Annotated in this window: 16 protein-coding genes and 1 other RNA gene; 2 read left to right on the top strand and 15 right to left on the bottom strand. The window is 72.0% G+C overall.

Features of this window, described 5'->3' with window-relative positions; genetic code table 11:
• Positions 1–148: 148 nt before the first annotated feature.
• The 8 genes from ABUW04_RS38495 to ftsE all read right to left on the bottom strand — a co-directional run bounded on the left by ABUW04_RS38495 (position 149) and on the right by ftsE (position 9,546).
• A complete protein-coding gene (locus ABUW04_RS38495) occupies positions 149–1,600 on the bottom strand; it encodes an NAD-dependent malic enzyme (RefSeq protein WP_030260607.1) in 1,452 nt (483 codons plus the stop codon).
• A 315-nt stretch (positions 1,601–1,915) separates the two neighbouring features.
• Positions 1,916–4,168, bottom strand: coding sequence for a HelD family protein (locus ABUW04_RS38490; RefSeq protein ID WP_380568966.1), 2,253 nt, complete (start codon positions 4,166–4,168; stop codon positions 1,916–1,918).
• A gap of 166 nt (positions 4,169–4,334) precedes the next feature.
• On the bottom strand, positions 4,335–5,447 hold the full coding sequence (locus ABUW04_RS38485) for a winged helix DNA-binding domain-containing protein (RefSeq protein ID WP_380568941.1): 1,113 nt from the start codon (positions 5,445–5,447) through the stop codon (positions 4,335–4,337).
• A gap of 99 nt (positions 5,448–5,546) precedes the next feature.
• Positions 5,547–5,916, bottom strand: a transfer-messenger RNA (tmRNA) gene (gene ssrA, locus ABUW04_RS38480).
• Between the two features lie 167 nt (positions 5,917–6,083).
• The gene (gene smpB, locus ABUW04_RS38475) at positions 6,084–6,569 is read right to left on the bottom strand and encodes an SsrA-binding protein SmpB (protein WP_380568939.1); all 486 of its coding nucleotides are present in this window, start codon (positions 6,567–6,569) and stop codon (positions 6,084–6,086) included.
• 45 nt (positions 6,570–6,614) lie between these two features.
• The gene (locus tag ABUW04_RS38470; protein WP_380568938.1) at positions 6,615–7,733 is read right to left on the bottom strand and encodes a S41 family peptidase; all 1,119 of its coding nucleotides are present in this window, start codon (positions 7,731–7,733) and stop codon (positions 6,615–6,617) included.
• A gap of 128 nt (positions 7,734–7,861) precedes the next feature.
• Positions 7,862–8,782, bottom strand: coding sequence for a permease-like cell division protein FtsX (gene ftsX / locus ABUW04_RS38465; protein WP_030260619.1), 921 nt, complete (start codon positions 8,780–8,782; stop codon positions 7,862–7,864).
• A 74-nt stretch (positions 8,783–8,856) separates the two neighbouring features.
• Positions 8,857–9,546, bottom strand: coding sequence for a cell division ATP-binding protein FtsE (ftsE, locus tag ABUW04_RS38460; protein ID WP_030260622.1), 690 nt, complete (start codon positions 9,544–9,546; stop codon positions 8,857–8,859).
• A gap of 429 nt (positions 9,547–9,975) precedes the next feature.
• Here ftsE and ABUW04_RS38455 point away from each other — a divergent pair, with 429 nt between their 5' ends.
• Complete coding sequence (locus ABUW04_RS38455; protein ID WP_030260626.1) at positions 9,976–10,170, top strand: hypothetical protein; 195 nt, start codon at positions 9,976–9,978, stop codon at positions 10,168–10,170.
• Positions 10,171–10,250: 80 nt separating this feature from the next.
• On the opposite strand, the gene ABUW04_RS38450 is transcribed toward ABUW04_RS38455, so the two are convergent.
• From ABUW04_RS38450 to ABUW04_RS38435, 4 genes are all read right to left on the bottom strand, one after another.
• A complete protein-coding gene (locus ABUW04_RS38450; protein WP_380568937.1) occupies positions 10,251–10,799 on the bottom strand; it encodes an LPXTG cell wall anchor domain-containing protein in 549 nt (182 codons plus the stop codon).
• A 208-nt stretch (positions 10,800–11,007) separates the two neighbouring features.
• On the bottom strand, positions 11,008–12,117 hold the full coding sequence (gene prfB / locus ABUW04_RS38445) for a peptide chain release factor 2 (RefSeq protein ID WP_030260631.1): 1,110 nt from the start codon (positions 12,115–12,117) through the stop codon (positions 11,008–11,010).
• A gap of 52 nt (positions 12,118–12,169) precedes the next feature.
• Positions 12,170–13,699, bottom strand: a complete 1,530-nt coding sequence (locus ABUW04_RS38440; protein ID WP_380568935.1) for a serine/threonine-protein kinase — start codon at positions 13,697–13,699, stop codon at positions 12,170–12,172.
• 145 nt (positions 13,700–13,844) lie between these two features.
• A complete protein-coding gene (locus ABUW04_RS38435; protein ID WP_380568964.1) occupies positions 13,845–15,671 on the bottom strand; it encodes a serine/threonine-protein kinase in 1,827 nt (608 codons plus the stop codon).
• 308 nt (positions 15,672–15,979) lie between these two features.
• Between ABUW04_RS38435 and ABUW04_RS38430 the strand changes: the two genes are divergently transcribed.
• Positions 15,980–18,856 (top strand): FHA domain-containing protein, encoded by a 2,877-nt coding sequence (locus tag ABUW04_RS38430; protein ID WP_380568934.1) that lies wholly within the window; start codon positions 15,980–15,982, stop codon positions 18,854–18,856.
• A gap of 161 nt (positions 18,857–19,017) precedes the next feature.
• On the opposite strand, the gene ABUW04_RS38425 is transcribed toward ABUW04_RS38430, so the two are convergent.
• The 3 genes from ABUW04_RS38425 to ABUW04_RS38415 form a co-directional block, all read right to left on the bottom strand.
• Positions 19,018–19,989 (bottom strand): carbohydrate ABC transporter permease, encoded by a 972-nt coding sequence (locus ABUW04_RS38425; RefSeq protein WP_030260638.1) that lies wholly within the window; start codon positions 19,987–19,989, stop codon positions 19,018–19,020.
• On the bottom strand, positions 19,986–20,960 hold the full coding sequence (locus ABUW04_RS38420) for a carbohydrate ABC transporter permease (RefSeq protein WP_051726113.1): 975 nt from the start codon (positions 20,958–20,960) through the stop codon (positions 19,986–19,988). Before ABUW04_RS38420 ends, ABUW04_RS38425 begins: the two co-directional genes overlap by 4 nt.
• A 100-nt stretch (positions 20,961–21,060) precedes the next feature.
• A complete protein-coding gene (locus ABUW04_RS38415) occupies positions 21,061–22,446 on the bottom strand; it encodes an ABC transporter substrate-binding protein (RefSeq protein WP_051726114.1) in 1,386 nt (461 codons plus the stop codon).
• Between the last annotated feature and the right edge of the window lie 71 nt (positions 22,447–22,517).

The following is a 22,517-nucleotide window of genomic DNA, read 5'->3' as shown; positions in this document are numbered from 1 at the left end:
CACGCGCAGTGACGGTTCGTCGACTCCCGCGGGACACTCTAGGGCGGCGCGCCAAGCCTGCAGGCGCGCCACGCCGGTGCAGGCCCTACCGTACGCCCTGGGGCCAGATGGCCCCAAACGGCCCCCAAACGGCCCGCGGGAGGCCCTCTCAGAGCTGTACGGCGGGGAAGCTCCCGGTCTCCCCGACCGGGTTGGACGCGGCCTGCGCCGTCCCGGCCGCGTGCGCAGCGTCACGGACGGCGGCCGCGACGGTCTTGGCGACGTCCGGGTGGAACACGCTGGGGACGATGTAGTTCGCGTTGCGCTCCTCGGCGCTGACGGTGGCCGCCAGGGCGCGGGCCGCGGCGATCATCATCTCGCTGTTCACGGTGCGGCTCTGGGCGTCCAGCAGGCCCCTGAAGACGCCCGGGAAGACCAGCACGTTGTTGATCTGGTTGGGAAAGTCGCTGCGGCCGGTGGCGACCACCGCGGCGGTCTGCCGGGCGACCGCAGGGTCGACCTCGGGGTCCGGGTTGGCCAGCGCGAACACGATGGCGTTGTCGGCCATGGCGGCGATGTCGTCGCCGTCGAGCACGTTGGGCGCGGAGACGCCGATGAAGACGTCGGCGCCGCGGACGGCCTCCTTGAGGCTGCCGGTGCGCCCGCTGCGGTTGGTGTTGTCGGCGATCCAGCGCAGCGAGTCGTTGAGGTCCTCACGGCCGCCGTGGACCACGCCGTGCACGTCGGCGACGGTGGCGTGCTGCACACCCGCGTCCAGCAGCAGCTTCAGGATCGCGGTACCGGCCGCGCCGGCACCGGACATGACGACCCGTACGTCGCCGATCTCCTTGCCGACCACCTGCAGCGCGTTGGTGAGCGCGGCGAGCACCACGATGGCGGTGCCGTGCTGGTCGTCGTGGAAGACCGGGATGTCCAGGGCCTCGCGCAGCCGGGCCTCGATCTCGAAGCAGCGCGGCGCCGAGATGTCCTCCAGGTTGATCCCGGCGAAGCCGGGGGCGATGGCCTTGACGATGGCGACGATCTCGTCGCTGTCCTGGGTGTCCAGGCAGAGCGGCCAGGCGTCGATGCCGGCGAACCGCTTGAACAGCGCGGCCTTGCCCTCCATCACCGGCAGCGCGGCCTTGGGGCCGATGTTGCCCAGCCCCAGCACGGCGGAGCCGTCGGTGACCACGGCGACGCTGTTGCGCTTGATGGTCAGCCGGCGGGCGTCCTCGGGGTTCTCGGCGATGGCCATGCAGACCCGGGCCACGCCCGGGGTGTAGATCATGCTCAGGTCGTCACGGTTGCGGATCGGCACCTTGGAGGACATCTCGATCTTGCCGCCGAGGTGCATCAGGAAGGTGCGGTCGGAGACCTTGCCGATGCTGATGCCGTCGATGGTGCGGAGCTTGTCGACGATCTCCTCGGCATGCGCGACCGAGGCCGCGGCGATGGTCACGTCGATCCGCAGCGCCTCCAGGCCCGAGGCGGTGACGTCGAGGCCGGTGACGGTCCCGCCGCAGGACTCGACCAGGGTGGTGACCTGGCTCACAGCGTTTCCGCGGGCCGGGACCTCCATCCTGACCGTGATCGAGTTCGACACACTGGGCACCGTCGCCATCGACGTTCCTTCTCTCGTACGCGCGCTCATCAGACTTCCGACGTTGTGGTCTGATCGTCGCACCTACTACCGCGTAACTGGAAATGTTGTTCCACACAGTGGAGGCACACGAGGTTTCTCGCGGGAAGGGAATGCGTTCCCGGGAGGCTTTGTTAGTCTGGGTGTACGGCACCGGCTCGATCCAAGCCCCCGGGCCCAACCTTAGTCGCTTCGAGCGACCACTTGCCGCGAGGCGAGCATGGCGGGTCGGTGTCGTATAGAACGTCAGGAAGGGCTCCGCCAACGGAAGTTGGCGGAGCCCTTCGGCGTTCCTGACTACTCGTGCAGCAGTGCCGGGACGCCCGCGGCGTCCGGCAGGTCCAGCGGTCCGGAGAGCACGGTGAGCCGCTGGGTGGCCCGGGTCAGCGCCACGTAGAGGACCCGCAGCCCGGCCTCGGACTCGCCGGCGATGCCGGACGGGTCGGCGACCACGGTGGCGTCGTACTCCAGGCCCTTGGCCTCCAGGCTGCCCAGCGCGACCGCGCGCTCGCCGAGCCCGGTGATCCAGCCGGCCGCCTCGCCGCGCCGGTCCATCGGCACCACGATGCCGACGGTGCCGTCCACCTCGGCCAGCAGCCGCTCCACCTCGGCCCGGGCCGCCCGGCCCACCTCGGCCTCGGCGGCCACCGAGACGAAGCGCGGGTGCACCCCGGTGGAGCGCACCGCGCGCGGCGACTCCGTCCCCGGCGCCGCCTGCGCCAGCACCCTGGCGGCGACCTCGGCGATCTCGGCCGGGTTCCGGTAGTTGGTGGTGAGGGTGTAGCGGCGGCGCGGCTTGGCCCCCAGCGTCTCGTCCATCGCGGCCTGGGCCTCGGCCGGGTCGATCCAGGAGCTCTGGGCCGGGTCGCCGACGATGGTCCAGGTGGCCTGGCGGGCCCGGCGGCCGATCATGCGCCACTGCATCGGCGTCAGGTCCTGCGCCTCGTCCACGATGACGTGGGCGTACTCGCTGCGCTCGACCGGCTCGCGCTCGCCGCGGCGGGTCCGGTCGGCGAAGGTGGTGACCTCGTCCAGGCCGGTCAGCAGGTCGGCGGCGTCCACCTCGCGGGCCCGCGGCCTGGCCGCCTCGCCGAGCAGCACCTGCAGCTCGTCCAGCAGGGCCACGTCGTGCGCGGTCAGGCTGCCGCGGCCGGTGTCGTCCAGATGCCGCCAGGAGGCGGCCAGCAGCCGGGTCTCCTGCTGGCTCAGCGAGCCGCGCGCCTGCCTGGCCAGCTGGCGCGGGTCGCGCAGGGTGGCCAGCACCCGGCGCGGGGTCAGCGCGGGCCACCAGGCGTCGAGGAACGCGAGGAAGCGGTCGTCGTCGCCGACGTGGTCGTCGAAGGTCTCCCGCTCGCGCTGCTGCTGCTCGCGGTCGACCCGGTCGCCGGTCCGGGGCCTGGTGCGCAGCAGCAGGGACCAGAGGGCGTCCAGCAGCAGCCGGCGGGCCCGGGGGCGGAGCAGGTTGATCGGGGTGGCGCCGTTGCCCAGGATCGAGCGGCGCAGGTTGCGCAGCGCGTTGGCGTCCAGCCGCAGCACCTCGCCCAGGGCGCTGACCCGCAGCTCGGCGGGGCTGCCGGCAGCGTCCAGCGCGGCCCGGGAGGCGCGGCGCATCAGCGCGACCATCCGCGAGGAGCCCTTGACCCTGGCCGCCTCGGGGCTGTCGTAGCTGTCCGCCTCGACGCCGTCGACCAGACTGCCGACGGCCCGGATCGCGACCTGGCCCTCCTCGCCCAGTGCCGGCAGCACGCCCTCGGTGTAGGAGACCAGCAGCGGGGTGGGGCTGACCACCAGGATGCCGCCGGCGTAGCGGCGGCGGTCCTGGTAGAGCAGGAAGGCGGCGCGGTGCAGGGCCACGGCGGTCTTGCCGGTGCCGGGGCCGCCGGTGACCAGGGTGGCCCCGGCCGCCTGGGCCCGGATCACGATGTCCTGCTCCTGCTGGATGCTGGAGACGATGTCCCGCATGGTGTGGCTGCGGGCCCGGCCCAGCGTCGCCATCAGCGCGCCGTCGCCGACCACGGCCAGCGGCTCGCCGTCCAGTACCGGCTCCAGGTCGGGGCGGAGCAGGTCGTCCTCGACGCCGAGGACCCGGCGGCCCCGGGAGCGGATCACCCGGCGCCGGACCACCCGTCCGGGCTGCAGCGGAGTGGCCCGGTAGAAGGGTGCGGCGGCGGGCGCACGCCAGTCGATGACCAGCGGGCCGTACTCGGTGTCCAGCACTCCGAGCCGGCCGATGTGCAGGGTCTCGGCGACGGCCGGGTCGGCCGGGTCGAGCGGGGTCTGCGAGGGGAAGCCGTCCTCCTCGGGACCGTCCGGCTGCTGCAGGTCGATGCGCCCGAAGAGGAAGTCCTCGAACTCGTTGTTCAACCGCTGGAGGTGCCGTCCGGCCCGGTAGACCTGGGCGTCCCGTTCGGCCAGGGCGCCGGGGGTGCCGACGAAGGCCTTGCGGCTGGCGTCGCTGAGGATGAACTCGGCCTCCGCCAGCTTCTCCTCAAGACGGTGGTAGACCCGGTCCAGGTGCTGCTGCTCGACCGCGATCTCGCGATCGCGCAGGGTCTCTGCGGTGGCGTTCTCGGGGTCGGCGGCGGTGTTGGCGGCAGCGGCGGTGTCGCTGGGCGCGGTCAAGAAGGCCCCCTGTGTACGTGGTGTGCGGCGCTCGCCCCTTGATGCGCAAAGGGAGACGGACGATCCTACGTCATCCGCCCCCGACTGCGGGTTCTCAGCCCGGGTCGGGGAAACGCGTCATCGACTCGGTCATGGCGGGGCGGTGGAACCGCATCAGCTTCTCGGCCTCCTCCTGCACCGCCTCCATCTCGACCTCGGTGAGCTTGGCGAAGGCGCTGACGGTGAGCTCCGGCCCCTGCTTGGTGAAGCCCAGCGACCAGTGCCCGCGCACCGTGCCGTCCACCAGGAAGGCGGCCCTGAAGCCGTTGCCGGTGCGCAGGCCGAGCTCCGCCTCCTTGGCGGCGATCCGGGTGCGGTCGGCGAGGCCCAGGACCACGTTGTCGTACTCGGGCAGGAAGCGCGTCGGGGCGGGGGTGTCCGGGTCCGGACGGGGCGCGTCGGGGAGGTCGAAGAGCTCGCGGCCGGTCGCCGCGTCCTGGAAGGTGCGCAGCTGCGGGCGCAGCCGCTCGAAGACCTCGACCAGCCGGGTCAGCCCCGACCAGGCCTGGGCGTCCAGCACACCGGCCGGGCCGAAGGCGGCGAGGTAGCGGAGCACCATCGCGTCCGGGCTGGGGTCCGGGTCGAGCGGTCGGCCGAGCCAGTGCTCCAGGGTGGTGGAGGTGGTCTGCCCGCTCTTGCCCCACAGTCCGCGCGGCGGCACCTGCACCAGGGCCAGGCCGTCGCGGATCGCCCAGGCCAGGGTCCCCGGGTCGTGGCCGGGGAAGGCCTCGGCCAGGGCGGCGCCCAGGGCCGCGTTGGTCATCGGCTGCTCCGCCAGCAGCTCGGCCGCGGTCCCCTTGAGCCGTGCCGGGTCGATCCCGGACAGCGCCTTGCGGTAGATGTTCTTCCCGTACGGGCCGCGGTCGTTGACGACCTGGCAGAGCGGGCGCCAGGAGAGCGCGTCGTCGGCGTCGAGCAGGTGCACGGTGCCGCGCATCGCGGAGACCCGGACCAGGGCCCGCTCGGTCATCAGCGCGGAGACCTCCTCGGGGTCGAAGCCCAGCAGCCGGGTCCACAGTCCGACGTAGGGCGCCCCCGGCACCTGCGACTGCATGCCGGCCAGGAACCGAACGGTCTCCAGGGCGCTCCGCTGCTCCCGGGCCAGCAGCAACTGCCGGGCGAGCAGGGCGCGGTTGAGCGAACGGACGGTCAGCTTCTCGGTGGCCATGGCCGAACCCTAGATCACCTGCCGGAACGCCGAAAGCCGCCTCGTCTGCTACGACGGGCGGCTCATGACGCATGGGGGCTGCTCTGCTCTCAAGCAGTGTGGTGGAGGTGGCGGGAATCGAACCCGCGTCCTGTGGTGCAAAACCAGGGCTTCTCCGAGCGCAGTCCGCTGTGCTTTTCTCGGCCCCGGCAGTCACACGGACAAGCCGCCGACAGGCCCAGCCACTGTTTGATTTCCCGCCGCATCCCGTGACCGGACGCGACGGTGGAGTTCCCTAGATTATGCCAGGGTCCGGGACGGGAACACGCCCGGTCTGACACCTTCAGTTACTCGCTCAGGCGGCGAGGGTGAAGGAATCGCGCTTGGAGTTGGCGATTATAGTTTGCGACATATGGTTTACGAGATCATTGCCGCGTTCCTCGGCTCGCTTCCCCTGGATCGACATCCCCAGTCGAAACCGATCACCCCCATGGGGTGCTATTCATTTTTCAAGACCCGCACTCCGGATCTCCGGTCCGAATCGCGTGCCGTTCCGCGTGGACCTGGGGGGTCCTGCGCAACTCTGTCATCCTACGTCCCCGCCGGGGGGACGGTCCAGCTCATTACCGCCGACCGACACCGCGTCAGACCTGCACGTCAGCCCTGCGCCCGGCGGCGCACCGCGGACAGCGCCCGGTCGGTCTCGCGGCGGTCCTGCTTCTCCCGCAGCGTCTGCCGCTTGTCGTGCAGCTTCTTGCCCTGGGCCAGCGCCAGCATCAGCTTCGCCCGGCCGTCCTTGAAGTAGAGGGACAGCGGGACCAGGGTGAACCCCGACTCGCGCAGCTTGGCGTCGAGCTTGTTGATCTCCTCCTTGTGCATCAGCAGCTTGCGCTTGCGCCGGGCGGCGTGGTTCGTCCAGGTCCCCTGCGCGTACTCCATGATGTGGACGTTGTGCAGCCAGGCCTCGCCGTTGGTGATCTCGGCGAAGCCGTCCACCAGCGAGGCGCGTCCCGCGCGCAGCGACTTGACCTCGGTGCCGGTCAGCACCAGGCCGCACTCGATCTCGTCCAGGATGTTGTAGTCGTGCCGCGCCTTCTTGTTCTGCGCGACGATCTTGCGTCCGGGTTCTTTTACCTTGGCCATGATGCGGGCCATTCTCGCACTCCGGAGCGGCTCTCGGCACGGGAGTTACCTCGGGCCCGCGGCCGCCAGGTCGTCCAGCACGGTGATCGCGGTGTGCTCCGCCGCCTGCGGCCCGGCGGAGGGCGGGACCGCGACGTCCGGGGTGATGCCGGTGCCGTCGAGGTCGCGTCCGGCCGGGGTGCGGTAGTGGCCCACGGTCTGCTCCAGGGTGCCGCCGCCGCTGACCGGGCTGGGCTGCTGCACCGCGCCCTTGCCGAAGGTCCGCGAGCCGACCACGACGGCGCGGTCACGGTCCTGCAGCGCGCCGGTGAGCAGTTCGGCGGCGCTCATGGTGCCGCCGTCCACCAGCACCACCACCGGGGTGGCGGTGTCGCCGCCGCGGGGCGCAGTGAGCCAGTGGGTGGCGCCGTCCGCCTGGTAGGAGCCGACCGGGCCGCCGTCCAGGAAGGCCGAGGCGGCCCGGACCGACTCGGCCACCAGGCCGCCGGAGTCGCCGCGCAGGTCCAGCAGGATGCCGCCGCGCGAGCCCGTCCCGCGCTGCCGCACGGCGTCCGCGACCTGGTCGCCGGTGCCGGCGGTGAAGGCCGAGACCGCGATCCTGGTGATCCCGGCCGCCGGCCGGTCCACCACCACGTCGTCGGTGTCCAGGAGTTCACGGCGCAGCTCGACCTGGCGCACCGACCGTCCGCGCTGCAGCCGCAGCACGACGGTGCTGCCGGCGTCCTGGGGGGCGCCGCGGAGCAGGGCGACCGTGTCGGTCACCGGGAGTCCGCCCACCGCGCGGCCGTCCACCGCGAGCAGCCGCTCGCCGACCCGGACCCCGGCCCGGTCGGCGGGGCCGCCGGCGGGCACCTTGGAGACCGTGACCACCCCGGCGGCGCTGCGGGAGACCCACAGCCCGACCCCGGTGTAGCGCCCGTCCAGCGCCTCGGCCATGGTCGCGTACTGCTGCGGTGTGTAGAACGCGGCCCAGCGGTCGCCGCCCGTCTCCACCCAGTCGCGGGCCGCGGCGTCGCCGCTGAGCCGCACGCCGGGCGGCTGCGGCAGTTGCACGGGGCGGCCCTCGCTGCCCCAGGCGCCGGTGGCCGCGCCGGTGGCGAGCAGGGTCCCGAAGACCAGCCCGAGGGCCAGATGCAGGCGGAGCTGCGGATAGCTACCTGACATGGCAGGTGAGTCTAGGGGCGTACGGCGGCCGCGAAGGTCCGTACCCGGCAGAACGCCCCGGACGCAGTACAGCGGCCGGGGCGTTCATCGGAATGTCGGACCGGAAAGAACCGGAATCGGTCCGGGGCTCAGACCTTGAGGTACTTGCGCAGCGTCAGGAAGGCGGCGATCGAGGACATCCCGACACCGAGCACCAGCATCAGCGGCATCACCTGGAACACCGGCCCCCAGCCGATGAAGTTGATGAGCTGGATCTGGTTCTTGAGGAACCGGTCGATCAGCAGGTACTTGCCCACCGCCAGCATCCCCGACGCAAGGACCGCGCCCACCACGGCCGCGAACGCGGCCTCCGCGATGAACGGCATCTGCACGTAGTAGTTGGAGGCGCCGACCAGTCGCATGATCCCGGTCTCGCGTTTGCGGCTGAACGCGGACACCCGGACCGTGTTGACGATCAGCAGCAGGGTGACCCCCAGCATGATGACCATCACCACCAGGGCCACCACCTGTGCCCCGTTGAGCAGGTTGAACAGCGGTTTCAGGACCTCGCTCTGGTCCTCCACCTTCATCACCCCGGGCTGCCCGCCCACCAGACCGGTCACGATCTGGTAGTTCTGCGGGTCCTTGAGCTTGATGCGGAGCGAGTACTCCATGCTGTCCGGCGTCAGCGAGGTCAGCAGCGGGTTGTTGGGGTCCTGCTTGGTGTACTCGGCCAGCGCCTGCGCCGGGGTCTCGGTGTAGATCTTCTCGATCAGGCCGGTCTTCTCCAACTGGCTCTGCACCGAGTCGATCTGATTCTGCGTCGCCGCTCCGGTGGAGCAGTTCTTGTTCACCGAGCCCTGGTTGGCGTCGGTCTTGTTGCAGAAGTAGACCGAGACCTCGATCTTGCCGTCCCAGTAGCCCTTCATGGTGCTGACCTGGTCGCGCAGGAGGAGCGCCGCCCCCGCCAGGGCAAGCGAGAGCGCCACGCTCACGACGACCGCGATGGTCATCGTCAGATTTCGGCGGAGACCGATTCCGATCTCCGACATGACGAACTGTGCTCGCATGACTTCCTAGCTGGTCGGGACGTCGGCCTGGTGCGGACGCCTGGGCGTGCGGTACGTGCGGCGGTTTCCGGCGGTCAGTGCTGGTAGCCGTAGACGCCGCGGGACTGGTCGCGGACCAGGTGTCCGGTGTCCAGTTCGATGACTCGCTTGCGCATCTGGTCCACGATCGCCTGGTCGTGGGTGGCCATCAGCACCGTGGTGCCGGTCCGGTTGATCCGGTCCAGCAGCTTCATGATGCCGACGGAGTTCTGCGGGTCGAGGTTTCCGGTCGGCTCGTCCGCGATCAGCAGCATCGGCCGGTTCACGAACGCGCGGGCGATGGCCACGCGCTGCTGCTCACCACCGGAGAGCTCGCCCGGCATCCGGTCCTGCTTGCCGGCCAGGCCGACCAGTTCGAGCACCTCGGGGACGACCTTGCCGATGACGGACCTCGGCTTGCCGATCACCTCCAGTGCGAAGGCGACGTTCTGTCCGACCGTCTTGTTCGGGAGCAGCCGGAAGTCCTGGAAGACCGTGCCCAGTTGGCGCCGCATCTGCGGGACCTTCCAGTTGGACAGCTTGGCCAGGTCCTTGCCGAGGACGTGCACCTCGCCGATGGAGGGCCGCTCCTCGCGCAGGATCAACCGCAGGAAGGTCGACTTCCCGGAGCCCGACGAGCCCACCAGGAAGACGAACTCGCCCTTCTCGATCTCGAGCGAGACGTTGTCCAGGGCGGGACGGTTCTGCTTCGGATAGGTCTTGGAGACGTTGTCGAATCGGATCACGGCTGCATCACGGTCGGCCAGTCTAGGTGGAAGGGTTGACGCGGGCTCCGGTTACTCCGGAACCTTCACCACCCCCTCGCGGACAGGGACAGGTCTGACGGAGCCGCACCGCAGGACGGCATGGTGCACCCGCGCTGACAGCTCCCCCGGTTGGCCGACCTTACGCGAACCCGACGGCGGCTTGCAGTCGCGCTCACGGAAAGGTGGGGGAGTTCACGGTCAAACGACATCAAATCGGAATTTTCAAGCGTAAGAATCATGGGAACCTGCCATCATGTTCACTCCCCGTGATCATTCCCTGACGGCTGTGCGCCGCCCCTGCCCCCGGTGGCGGAGCCGGAACCCGACCGGATCGCGTTCGGCATGGCACAGTGGAGGGAACCCACCCGGCATGGTGTCTCGTTGGGCAGGTCGAAGGAGGAGATCGACATGACGCTCGACCGTCTGGTGTGCGCCAACTGTGCCGGACCTGTGGCAGAGGGCCGCTGCCCCACCTGCCGCGCCAGCCGGCAGCGGATGCAGGAGCAGCAGGGCCTGTTCGGCTCGCTCTCCCCCGCCGCGCTGATCGCCCTACTGGTGGCGCTGGTCGCCTGCGCCCTGATAGCCAGGCACGCCTTCGCCTGACCCCACAGCGAAAGAGGCCGGGCCCCGGGAAACGTCTCCCGGGGCCCGGCCTCTCTGCTGTCGAGCCTGTGTACCGGCGCTCAGGCCGCGTGCCGGGGCGTGCCGGTACGGGGGCCGAAGCGGAAGACCAGGCCGCCGGCCAGCAGCGTGAGGCCGCCGGCGAACAGCAGCGGGGCGCTGTCGTCGGTACCGGTCTCCGCGAGGGTCTGCCGGGGCTGCGGGGCGCTCGCACCGCCGCCGCCCGAGGAGCCGCTGCCCACGCCGCTGCCGGCACTGCCGCTCGCCGAGGGGGACGCGGAGGCGGAGGCCGCGGCGGACGCCGAGGAGGCGGCCGTGGCGGCCGACGAGGCCGCGCTGCCGGTGGCGCTCGCGGTCGCCGAGGCCGAGGGGGTGCCGGTCGAGCTCTCCGCGGGGTCGCTGGTGGGGTCCGTCGTGGTGGCTTCGTCACTCGCCGTAGCCGTGTCGGTCGCTGCGGCGTCGGACGCCGAGGCGTTCAGGGTGACCGCGCTGTCCTGCGGCCCGTCGACCACCTTCGTCTGCACCAGATCGGGCGTGGTGGCGGCCGAGGCGACCCCGCTGACCAGCAGTCCCGTCCCGGCCAGCGCCAGTCCTGCCGCAGCGACACGCACCCCGCGTGAGCGTATGCCGGTGTACTTCTTCCGGTGTCCGCGCCCTGCCATGGCCACAACGGCCCCTCTCGCAACCTCAGGTCCCGCCCGCACCGGGCATTGCGGGCCAGCATGGTGAATCACACCCGGTAACGTCAACGGCGATCTGTCCCTTTTCAGGGGCAGATCGCCGTGATTGGTATGAATATTGCCGAACTCGCGGCAGGCCCTATTCGGCCTTCTCGTTCTGCTTGCGCCAGCGGATGCCCGCCTCGATGAAGCCGTCCAGCTCGCCGTCCAGGACCGCCTGCGGGTTGCCCACCTCGTACTGCGTACGGAGGTCCTTGACCTGCTGGTACGGGTGCAGGACGTAGGAGCGCATCTGGTTGCCCCAGGAGTTGCCGCCGTCCTTCAGCGCGTCCATCTCCGCCTTCTCCTCCTGGCGGCGCCGCTCCAGCAGTTTGGCCTGGAGCACGTTCATGGCGCTGGCGCGGTTCTGGATCTGCGAGCGCTCGTTCTGGCAGGAGACCACGATCCCGGTCGGGAGGTGGGTGATCCGGACCGCGGAGTCGGTGGTGTTGACACCCTGGCCGCCCGGGCCGGAGGAGCGGTAGACGTCCACCCGCAGCTCGGACTCGTCGATGTCCACGTGGTCGCTCTTCTCGACCACCGGGAGCACCTCGACGCCGGCGAAGGAGGTCTGCCGGCGGCCCTGGTTGTCGAACGGGGAGATCCGGACCAGCCGGTGGGTGCCCTGCTCGACCGAGAGCGTGCCGTAGGCGTAGGGCACCTTGACGCCGAAGGTCGCCGACTTGATGCCGGCCTCCTCCGCGTAGGAGGTGTCGTAGACCTCGGTGGGGTAGCCGTGGCGCTCGGCCCAGCGCAGGTACATCCGCATCAGCCGCTCGGCGAAGTCCGCCGCGTCGACGCCGCCGGCCTCGGCCCGGATGTTGACCAGGGCCTCGCGGGCGTCGTACTCGCCCGACAGCAGCGTCCTGACCTCCATCTCGTCCACGGCCTTGCGGACGCTCTCCAGCTCGGACTCGGCCTCGGCGCGCGCGTCGGCGTCGTTCTCGTCCTCGGCCAGCTCGAACATGACCGAGAGGTCCTCGATGCGGCTGCGCAGCGTCTCCACCTTGCGGAGCTCGCCCTGGAGGAAGGAGAGCTTGCTGGTGACCTGCTGGGCCGCGTCCACGTCGTCCCAGAGGTTCGGAGCGGCGGCCTGCTCCTCGAAGATCGCGATATCGGCACGGATCTTGTCGAGATCGACCACGGCCTCGATCGACGACATCGTCGTCTCGAGGGACTTGATTGCTTCGGAAGGATCGATGGCTGCCACGGTGCAAGCCTAACGGCTTGCGGGAGCGGGTCCCGACTGCCCGTGCCGGAGCTCAGGCGGTGCGGACGGGCGGCGGCATTCGGCTGCCGGACAGGGCCGCCGCGACCGGGGGTCCGCCGACCGGTATGCCGGTGAGCGCGCCCCAGCCGGAGACGGTGCCGGGGGCCCGCTCCGGCCCCGCGGCCTGGGCCGTGCTGGTGGGGTCGGTGCCGGCGGAGGGACTGTCGGTGGAGCTGTCCGTGGAACCGTCGGTGGGGCCGGTGGACGGGGAGTTGGAGGAGTCGCCGCCGGGAGCGCCGGCGCCGCCGTTCTCGCCGGCGAAGGCCTTGTAGGCGCCCAGCGCCCCGGCCGCGACCAGCAGCGCCACCACGCCGACCAGCAGCCGGCGGCGGCGGACGCTGCTGCCCGCGCCGCTGCGCCGGGAGCCGGGGCGGCGGTGGGTGCTGCCGGACCCGGGCCGGGCCGCGGCCGCCTCCCGGGCGGCGCGCTCCTGGCGGGAGGCCTCGGCGAAGGCGGCCAGCTCCTCGCGGTTGGGGCGGCGCAGGCTGGTGTGGGTGTCCCGGCTGGAGTCCGGCTGGGCGCCGGGCACCAGCGGCACCGCGGGGCCGCGCCGGCGGGCGACCCGCTGCCGGGTCCCGCCGCGGCCCGGGTCACCGTGGTCCTCGCCGTCGTCCGGCCCGTGCGGGTCGTAGCCGTCGTCGTACTCGGCCGCCGGCAGGGTCGAGGCGTCGGGGTGGCTCACCCTCAGCACCGGCTGGCCGGCCAGCGAGGGCAGCTGCTCCCGCAGCCGCGCGGCCAGTTCGGTGGCCCGCAGCCGCGAGGCAGGCGCCTTGGCCAGGCACTGCGCGATGACCTTCCACAGGTCCTCGGGCAGCCCCGGCAGCGGGGCCACGCTCTCGGTGACGTGGCGGCGCAGCACCGCGCCGGTGTGGCCGCCGCCGAACGGGGTGAAGCCGGCCAGCAGTTCGTACAGCACCGTGGCCAGGGCGTAGATGTCGACCGCGGCGCGCGGTTCCAGGCCTTCGATGACCTCGGGGGCCAGGTAGTCGGGGGTGCCGATGATCCGGGTGGCCCGGGTCCGGCGGGGCGCGTCGACCAGGCGGGCGATGCCGAAGTCGGAGAGCTTGGCACGCGGCGCTCCGCCGGGGCCCGGCGAGGAGGCCTGGTCGAGCAGGATGTTCTCGGGCTTCACATCGCGGTGGACGATGCCGGCGGCGTGGGCGACGGCCAGCCCCTCGGCGACGTCGGCGGCGATGGAGACGGCGGCCTGCGGGATGAGCGGACCCTCGCGGTCCAGCCGGGAGCGCAGGTCGGTGCCGTGCACCAGCTCCATCACCAGCGCCAGGTCGTCACCGTCCACGACCAGGTCGTGCACGCCGACCACGCGCGGGTGGTCCAGGCTGGTGAGCGCGGTGCGTTCCTGGACGAAGCGGCCCACCAGCACCTGGTCGGAGGCGAGGTCCTCGCGGAGCAGCTTGATCGCCACCGGCCCTTCGGGACCCTCGCCGAGCCAGACGGTCCCCGCCGAGCCACGGCCGATCACCTGGTGCGCGGTGTAGCGGCTGCCGATCTTGCGTGCCAAGGCTGCTCCGTGCGCATAGGGCGGATGTCAGCGACCAAAGTACGCGGAATGGGGCCGGTTGGGGGAACGGGACACCCATTGCCGCAGGTCAGATGTCGACAAAGCGTCAAACCTGGTTCCGCTCCGGACACTTGCCGGTCGCGGGCTAGGGAAGGTTGGTCGGCAGACCCGTGGGGACGCTGTTGACGTCCTTCTTCACCTTGTTCGCGGTGTCGGTGATGCTGCGCACCCAGTTCACCACGTCGTGGTACCAGGTCTGGATGTTGTGGATCCAGTGCTGCATCGGCGTGAAGTACCAGACCACCACCCCGATGACCACCAGGATCAGCAGCGCTCGGAGGCAGCCGCCGCCCGGGATGCGCATCCGTCGGCGGCGCGGGGGCCTGGGCTCACGCTCCCGGCGCGGCTCGGGCTCGCGCTCCGGCTCGCGTCGCGGTTCGCGCTTGGGCGCACGCTGCGGCTCGGGGCGCGCGGCGGGGGGCTCGGAGCGCCGCTGCGGCGCCTGCTGCGGCTCCTGGTAGTCCGGGTTCCCGGAGTACCCCGCGGCCTCCTGGTGCGGCGGCGGCTGACGGTACGGCGGCGGCTGCTGGGGACGCTGCTGCTGCCCGCGGTAGGGCGGCGGGGCCACCTGCGGCTGCTGCTCGGGACCCGGCTGGACCGGGTAGCCGACCTGGGTCTGCTCGTTCCGGGTACGGGCCGCCCGCAGCTGGTTCTCCCACGGGTGCGGTCCGGTCGGCTGCTGCGGGGCGTCCGACCCGAACTGCTGGTTCTGGTTGTAGTTCTGGCCGTAGTTCTGGTTCTGGCCGTAGCCCTGGTTCTGGTTCTGCCCCGGGGGCGTGGGCATCACCCGGGTCTGCTGCGGCGCGCCGGGGGCCTGGCCCGGGTCGAGCCGCTGGGTGCGCTCGGCCGCGCCGGGGGGCAGCACCTGGGTCGGGTCCGCCGCTCCGAAGGCGTTCACCATGGTGGCCCCCGGGCCCGCGGCCGGCGAGCCGCCGAACACCGTGGGGGCACCGGGGTCGTAGCGCATGCCGTTGGGCAGCGTGGGGTCCTGCCCCACCGGGGCGAGCGCCGGGGCCAGCAGTGCGCCGACGGCGATGGCCGCGTCGATCTGGGCCGGGGTGGAGTGCACCCCGATCCCGGCCGCCACCGTGCGCAGCGCGGTGGCCAGCACCACGGCCGTCGGACGCTGCGCCGGGTTCTTGCGCAGGCAGTGCTCGATCACGGTCCAGAGCGGCTCCGGCAGGTTGCGCGGCCGCTCGGGCTCCTGCGAGAGGTGCATCTGCAGGATCTGCAGCGGACCGTCGCCGCGGAACGGGGGCTGCCCGGTCAGCAGCTCGTACATCATGATCCCGGCGCCGTAGACGTCCACGGCCGAGGTCTGCTCGCGGCCCTCGGCGGACTCCGGGGCGACGTAGGCCGGGGTGCCGACGAACTCATGGGTGCGGGTCAGGCCCGGCGAGTCGGCCAGCCGGGCGATGCCGAAGTCGGTGAGCAGCGGGTGCATCTGCTGGCTGCCGTCGGCCGTGACCACCGTCGCCAGCAGCACGTTGGCCGGCTTCAGGTCGCGGTGCACCACGCCGTCCGCGTGGCTGGCCGCCAGCGCGTCGGCGATCTGGGCCATCATCAGGGCCCCGGCGACCGGGCTCAGCGGGCCCTGGCTGCGCAGGTAGCGGTGCAGGTCGGGGCCGTCGATCAGGTCCATCACCAGGGCCAGCAGCTCGCCCTCGACGACCAGGTCGCGGACCCGGACGATATTGGGGTGCACCAGGCGCAGCAGCACCGAGCGCTCCCGCAGGAACCGCATGACCACGTCGGGGTCGGTCGCCAGCTCCTCCTTGAGGACCTTGATCGCGACCTGCTGGAGCACCGCCCCGGTGCCGGACTCGTCCCGCACCTGCGCACGCCACACCGTTCCGGTGGCCCCGCGTCCCAGCGGTTCCTCCAGGAGGTACTTACTGCCGACCGGCCGCACCCGTGCGCTCCTCGCCCATGCTTTCGTCATGCCTGTGGGAGGCAACAGTAAGCCCCTACCCCGAGGACGTGCTCCAGGGTGCTTCAAGTTCCCGTTCCGGCGCTGCGGGGCTCGTCCTCCGGAGTGTCGCGGCGCCGATACGGGTGAGGGGAGCGAGTTGTCGGTGGCGGATGGGAGGATGCATTCAGCACCGTGGCGACCACTCCGCTTGCGGGGTCTGATCGTTGGGTTTGTGGGACCGGGTGGTGCTGTACCGGGTGGGTTGGCAAGTGCCGCTGCCAGGAGCCTGCGGAAGGGGCCGAGGGACGATGCAGATCCGGCTGAGCGTGCTCGCGGCACGTGACGGCGCCGCGCCGTCGCGTGCACATGCCGACGTGCTGGTGACGGCCCCGGTGGGGACGGCCCTCGGCGCGGTGGCGGTCGCCCTCGCGGGCGCGGTGGCCGGGCGCCCGGGGGCGCGCGGCACCCGTTCCGCCACCCATGTGCACCTCTACGCCGGCGACCAGCGGCTGGACGAGCGGGCCGTACTGGGCCACCCCCCGCTGGTGGACGGGGCGGTGCTGCGCCTGGACGAGCCCGATCCGGACCACGTCCCGGACACCAGGGCCGGTTCGCCGACCGAGCTGCGGGTGGTCGGCGGCCCCGACGCCGGGGGGATCCATCTGCTGCTGCCGGGCCGGGTCAGGGTGGGGCGCTCGGCCGAGGCCGACGTCCCGCTGGACGACCCCGACGTCTCCCGGTTCCACCTCTCCCTGGACGTCGCCGCTGACGGCCGGGTCTCGGTCGCCGACCTGGACTCCACCAACGGCACCGCGCTGGACGGCCTGCCGGTGGGCCCCGAGCCGGTCCCGGTGCCGCCCGGTTCGGTGATCGGCCTCGGCGAGTCCGCCCTGGTGCTCACCGCCGGCGGGGGCCGCCCCGGGCCGCTCGGCGGCTCCGGGCTGCTGGCGGACGGCCAGGGGCAGTTGCAGCTGACCCAGCGTCCGGCCGCCCCGCCGCCACCGGCGGCACCCCGGCTGCCGGGCGGTCCCACCGCCACCGGCACCGGCAGTTCCCCGGTGCCGAAACCGTCCGCCGGACGCACCCGCGGGCTGCTGGCCCGCGGCGGGGAGCGGCTGCTGCGCGGCGGCAGGTCGGCGCTCCGCCCGCCGGTGCCGCCCCCGGTCCCGGCCGGGCCCCGGAGCGTCCCGGGCCCCGGCGCAACGCCCCCGCACGGCCTGCGGCTGGCCCCGGCGCCGGGCCTGCGCCGCGCCGACGCCGGGCGCTGGCCCGATCCTGCCGAACTGCTGCACACCGCGCTCGGCCCCGGGCCCCGGCTCTGGGAGCGCGGCCCGGAGCACCCGGACACCCTGGCGCTGCGGCTCGGCACCGTCGGACCGCACGCCGCCCCGGTCACCCTGGACCTGCGCGGCGTCGGCAGCCTCGGGCTGAGCGGCCCGCAGCCCCGGCTGGCCGGGCTGGCCCGCGCCTTGGTCGCCCAGCTCGCCGTACTGCACGGGCCCGCCGCCCTGGAGCTGGTGCTGATCTCCGCCGACCCGGCGCGCCCCGCGGAACTGCGCGCCCAGGACTGGTCCTGGGCGTTCTGGCTGCCGCAGCTGCGCCCGCTGCGGGGGCAGTCGTGCCGGCTGCTCACCGCGCTGGATCCGGAGCAGGCCCTGGCCCGGCTGGCCGAGCTGGGCGCGGCCGGCGGCAGCGCCGCCCCCCGGGCCTGCGCGCTCACCGTGCTGGTGGTCGACGGCGATCCGGGCAGCACCCAGGCCCGCGCCGCGCTGGGCAGCCTGCTGGCGCACGGCCCGGCCCAGGGCGTCCATGTGATCGCCCTCGCCGAACGGCCGGACCTGCTGCCGCACGGCTGCGGCGCCACCGCCGCCATCGGCGGCGAGGTCGACACCCTGCTCACGCTGGAGCGTCCGGCGGAGCGGACCGGCCCCGCGGCCGGCGGCCAGCACCGGGCCGCACCGGCGCCGGAACTGGTGGACGGGATCGCCCTGGACGCGGTCTCCGCCGCCTGGGCCGAGCGGCTGGCCCGCGGGCTGGCCCCGCTGCGCGAGCCCGACGGCAACCGCAGGCCGGGCCGCGGCGCACTGCCGGACGCCCCCCGGCTGCTGGACCTGCTCGGCCTCGACCTGGTCACCCCGGCCAAGCTGGCGAGCCGCTGGGAGGACCTCCAGGTCGCCTCCGGCGCGCTGCCGGCAGTGCTGGTCGGCGCGGACCGCGACGGCGCCTGCGGGCTCGACCTGGCCAGCCATCTGCTGATCGGCGGCGCCCCGGGCTCGGGCCGGACCGAGCTGCTGCGCACCCTGCTGGCCTCGCTGTCGGTCGCCGAACGCCCGGACCGCCTCGGCGTGATGGTCATCGAGGGCCGTCCGCCCCGCGACCCGGCCGACGGGCTGCTGCCCTGCACCGAACTGCCGCAGGTCACCGACTACGTCGACGGCTCGGACCCGCAGCAGCTGCTGCACGCGGCCCAGGGCCTGCTGGGCGAGCTGGACCGGCGTGAACTGCTGCTCCAGGGACGCTCCTTCGCCTCCTGGCACGCCGAGCGCGCGCTGGCCAGGCTGGCGCCCCCGCGCCGGGCCGCCGACGACTACCCGCACGACGCGCCTCCGCCCGGGGCGCCCTCCCCCGCCCGGGTGGCCGTGGACACCGCCCCGCCCGCACACCTGCTGGTGGTCGTGGACGACCACGACGAACTGCTGCTGCCGGGGCGGGAGCGGGCGGCGCTGGCCGCGGCGCTGGACACGGTCGCCGTCCGCGGGCCGCGGCTGGGCGTGCACCTGGCGGTGGCTACCGGCCGTCCCGACCGCAGCAGCGGCACCGAGCTGGACGAGGCCGCCCATCTGCGGATCGCGCTGCGCACCGACGACTCCCGGCTGTCGTCGCTGCTGATCCATGTCGACGACGCCGCGGCGGTCCCGGAGGACCGTCCCGGACGCGGCTGGATCCGTTACACCGACGGCGGGGTGACGGCCTTTCAGGGCGCCAGGGTGAGCGGCCGGATCCCCCGCACCGCGACACTGCGCCCTACCGTGGCGCCGATCGACTGGGCCGCGATGGGCGATCCGCCGGCCCGCCGGCCGGTACGGGAGCTGGGCAACGGGCCGACCGACCTGGCGCTGCTGGCCAGCGCGCTGCAGCGGGCCGCGGAGACCGCTGGGGCGGGGGGCGCCGCGGGGCTGCTGTGACGGTGTCTCCTTCGGCTGCGGACCGTAGGGGGTTGGGCGCGCAGTTCCCCGCGCCCCTACGGTGCTGCAACTGATCCGCCGTGGTCAGGTTGCAGCCCCAGGGGCGCGAGGAACTGCGCGCCCAGCCACGTACGGTCCGCACGTGAAAGTCCGGGCCGGCCCTATCCCTTGACGCTTCCTGCAAGGAGCCCTCGGACGAAGTACCGCTGCAGGCTGAAGAACACGGCCAGCGGAATGATGATGGAGATGAACGCGCCCGCCGTCAGGATCTCCCAGTGGTCCCCGAAGGAGCCCGACAGCTGGGCCAGACGGACCGTCAGCGGGGCCACCTCGGGGGTGCCGCCGGCGAAGGTGAGGGCGACCAGCAGGTCGTTCCAGACCCAGAGGAACTGGAAGATGGCGAAGGACGCCAGCGCCGGGGTGGCCAGCGGCAGCACGATCGAGCGGAACACCCGGAAGTGGCTGGCGCCGTCCACCCGGGCCGCCTCGATCAGGTCGTTGGGCAGCTGGGCGATGAAGTTGTGCAGCAGGAACACGGCCAGCGGCAGCGCGAACATGGTGTGCGAGATCCACACCGGGGCGTAGGTCCCGCCCAGGCCCAGGCTCGGGAAGATGGTGACACTGCCGATGTGCGCACCGCCGGAGTACAGCTGGAGCAGCGGCACCAGCGCCATCTGCAGCGGCACCACCTGCAGCGCGAAGATCACGAAGAAGATGATGTCGCTGCCCTTGAACCGCACCCAGGCCAGCGCGTAGGCCGCCATCGAGGCGAGGGCCAGCGGGAAGATCGTCGCCGGCACGGTGATCGCCAGCGAGTTGACCAGATAGGGCATCAGGCCGTTGGACACCCCGAACCCGCCGTTGAACAGCACGTCGTGGTAGTTGGCCAGGGTGATGCCGGGGTGGGCGAAGAAGGTCCACCAGCCGGTCTGCGCCACGTCCTTCTCCGGACGCAGCGAGGTGGCCAGCAGGCCGAGGGTGGGGATCGTCCACACCACGGTGAGCGCGATCACCAGGAAGGAGGCGATCGGGCTGCTGAACGCCCGGCGCACGGCCTTGGCTCCGGCCTGTCCCCCGGCCGGGACCACCGGCGCCTCCGCGCCCGGTGCAACTTCGACGGTCTCTTCGCTCATCGGGTCGCACGCTCCCTGCGCAGCTGGACGATGTTGTAGCCCACCAGGGGCAGCACCGCGACGAAGAGGATCACCGCGAGCGCGCTGCCCCGGCCCGTGTTGAACTCGGTGAAGGACTGCGAGTACATCTCGTTGGCCAGCACCTGGGTGCCGAAGTTCCCGCCGGTCATGGTGCGGATGATGTCGAACAGCTTCAGCGTGGTGATCATGACCGTGGTCAGCACCACGACCAGGGTGTTGCGGATCATCGGAATGGTCACGTACTGGAACAGCCGCCAGCCGCGCGCCCCGTCCAGCACCGCCGCCTCGGTGATCTCGTCCGGGATGGCCTTGATCGCCGCCGACAGCACCACCATGGCGAACCCGGTCTGCACCCAGACCATGATCACCATCAGCAGGAAGTTGTTCAGCGGGTGCGAGAGGATCCAGTTCGGCGGGTTGTGCCAGCCCAGCCAGAGGCAGATCTGGCTGAGCAGCCCGATCTGCGGCTGCGAGGGGTCCCGGTAGTTGTAGACGAACTTCCAGATGATGCTGGCGCCGACGAAGGAGATCGCCATCGGCATGAAGATGAAGGCCTTGTAGAGCCCCTGGTGCCGCAGCCGGTCCACCAGCAGCGCCAGCACCAGCCCGAGCACGGTGGTGACCACCGGCGCCACGATGATCCACAGCAGCGTGTTGAGCAGGATCTGCTGCTCACCGCTGCTGGTGAAGGCCCAGGTGTAGTTGTTGCCGCCGAGGAACTTGGTGGAGTCGTCGTTGTAGAAGCTGAGGGTGATCGTCCTGATCGCCGGCACCACCAGCCCCACCGCCAGCAGCAGCAGCGCGGGCCCGAGGAAGATGGTCACCGCGAGCGGCTTGGACACCCGGCCGCTGGCGCGTCCGGCGGCGAAGAAGATCAGCAGCAGAACGGCGACAAAGACCACTACGGCACCGGCCGCATTGCCGAACTTGGTCAGCGCGTCAGCCCACATCGTCGTGGCGCTCCTTCGTTCGAAATCGTTCGAAGGGGCGCGGGGAACCGCGCGACAGCGGGACGAGCCTCCGTCGCGCGGTCCCCCGCGCCCGTGCGGGCTACTGGGGCCAGGCCCCGTCGATGTTGGACGCCGTCTTGGCGACCGACTGGTTGTTCGAGAACCAGGCGGTGAACTCGGACCACTCCTTGCCGGAGCCGATCGCGGCCGGCATCAGGTCGGAGGCGTCGAAGCGGAACGTCGCCGCCGGGTCCGTCAGGTACTTCGCCGACAGCTGGTCGACCGGGTCGGTGTAGACCGCCGGGTCGACGCCCTGGTTGGCGGAGACCCATCCGGGCGCGACCTTGATCCTGCTGGTGGCCCAGGCCGCGGTGGAGAGGTAGTTCTGCACCGCCTGCACCTCGGGCCGGTCCGAGAACGCGGCCACGAACTCGCCGCCGCCCTCGACCGGGTCGCTGACCGACGGGTCGGCGGCCGGCAGCTTGAAGGCCCAGATGTCGCCGGAGGGGCCGACCTTGGTGCCCTTGGGCCACTGCGCCTCGTAGAACGACGCCTGCTGCAGCATCGAGCACTTGCCGGTGAGGATCGGCGAGCCCGCGTCCTGGAACGTGGTGGAGGCGATGGTGCTGACCCCGCCGAAGCCGCCGTTGACCCAGGCCGGGTTGTGCATCCAGCCCTGCAGCACGTTCATCGCCGCGATGATCTTCGGGTCGCTGAACTTGACCGTGTGGTTCACCCACTGGTCGTAGACGTCACCGCCGTACTTGCCGAGGACGATCTCCTCCAGCCAGTCGGTGGCCGGCCAGCCGGTGGCCGTGCCGGAGGCCAGGCCGCCGCACCACGGCTTGTTCTTACCGGCCTTGGCGATGGTGTCGCTGAGCTTCATCAGATCGGCCCAGGTCGTCGGGACCTTGTAGCCGGCGGCCGAGAACGCCTTGGGCGAGTACCAGACCAGCGACTTCATGTTGGCGCTCATCGGCGCCGCGTAGAAGGTGCCGTTGACCGACCCGTAGGTCTTCCAGATCGGCGCCCACTTGTCCTCGTTGGTGACGGTCTGCGCCGGCGGCTTGACCACCTTGCCGGTCTTCACCATCTGCGCCAGCAGGCCGGGCTGCGGGATGACCGCCAGGTCGGGGGCGTTGCCGCCGTTGACCCGGACCGGGAGCTGGGACTCGAAGTCGTTGGATCCCTCGTAGGAGATGGTGATGCCGGTGCAGGTGCTGAACTGCTTCCAGGAGGTCTGGAGCGAGTCCGACTCGGGGCTGAGGATCGACGCGAACATGGTGACCTTGGTGCCGGCGTGCCCCGCGTACGCCTGGTACTGGGCGCAGTCCCCGGTGAGGGCCGCCGCCGAGCCCGAGGACTTGGAGCCGCCGGACGAGGACGTGCCGTTGGAGCAGGCCGCGAGCAGTGCCAGGGAGGTCACCGCGCCGACGGCGATGAGCTGCCGACGCCACCCCCCACCCCGACCGACTTGGGTGTGCATAGGACAAGCCTCCTAGAGGGAAGTCGACCGCGCTGTCATATCCCGAGGTGCTGAATCTCTTTGCCGGCAGA

Source organism: Streptacidiphilus jeojiensis (assembly GCF_042510965.1).
Lineage (GTDB): Bacteria > Actinomycetota > Actinomycetes > Streptomycetales > Streptomycetaceae > Streptacidiphilus > Streptacidiphilus jeojiensis.
This window is presented reverse-complemented; position numbering and strand designations above follow the sequence as displayed.

Excerpts from the sequence above, each read along its gene's own strand:
- ABUW04_RS38495 (WP_030260607.1), bottom strand. The coding sequence starts at position 1,600 with ATGGCGACGGTGCCCAGTGTGTCGAACTCGATCACGGTCAGGATGGAG.
- ABUW04_RS38485 (WP_380568941.1), bottom strand. The coding sequence starts at position 5,447 with ATGGCCACCGAGAAGCTGACCGTCCGTTCGCTCAACCGCGCCCTGCTC.
- smpB (WP_380568939.1), bottom strand. The coding sequence starts at position 6,569 with ATGGCCAAGGTAAAAGAACCCGGACGCAAGATCGTCGCGCAGAACAAG.
- ABUW04_RS38470 (WP_380568938.1), bottom strand. The coding sequence starts at position 7,733 with ATGTCAGGTAGCTATCCGCAGCTCCGCCTGCATCTGGCCCTCGGGCTG.
- ftsX (WP_030260619.1), bottom strand. The coding sequence starts at position 8,782 with ATGCGAGCACAGTTCGTCATGTCGGAGATCGGAATCGGTCTCCGCCGA.
- ABUW04_RS38455 (WP_030260626.1), top strand. The coding sequence starts at position 9,976 with ATGACGCTCGACCGTCTGGTGTGCGCCAACTGTGCCGGACCTGTGGCA.
- ABUW04_RS38430 (WP_380568934.1), top strand. The coding sequence starts at position 15,980 with ATGCAGATCCGGCTGAGCGTGCTCGCGGCACGTGACGGCGCCGCGCCG.
- ABUW04_RS38425 (WP_030260638.1), bottom strand. The coding sequence starts at position 19,989 with ATGAGCGAAGAGACCGTCGAAGTTGCACCGGGCGCGGAGGCGCCGGTG.
- ABUW04_RS38420 (WP_051726113.1), bottom strand. The coding sequence starts at position 20,960 with ATGTGGGCTGACGCGCTGACCAAGTTCGGCAATGCGGCCGGTGCCGTA.
- ABUW04_RS38415 (WP_051726114.1), bottom strand. The coding sequence starts at position 22,446 with ATGCACACCCAAGTCGGTCGGGGTGGGGGGTGGCGTCGGCAGCTCATC.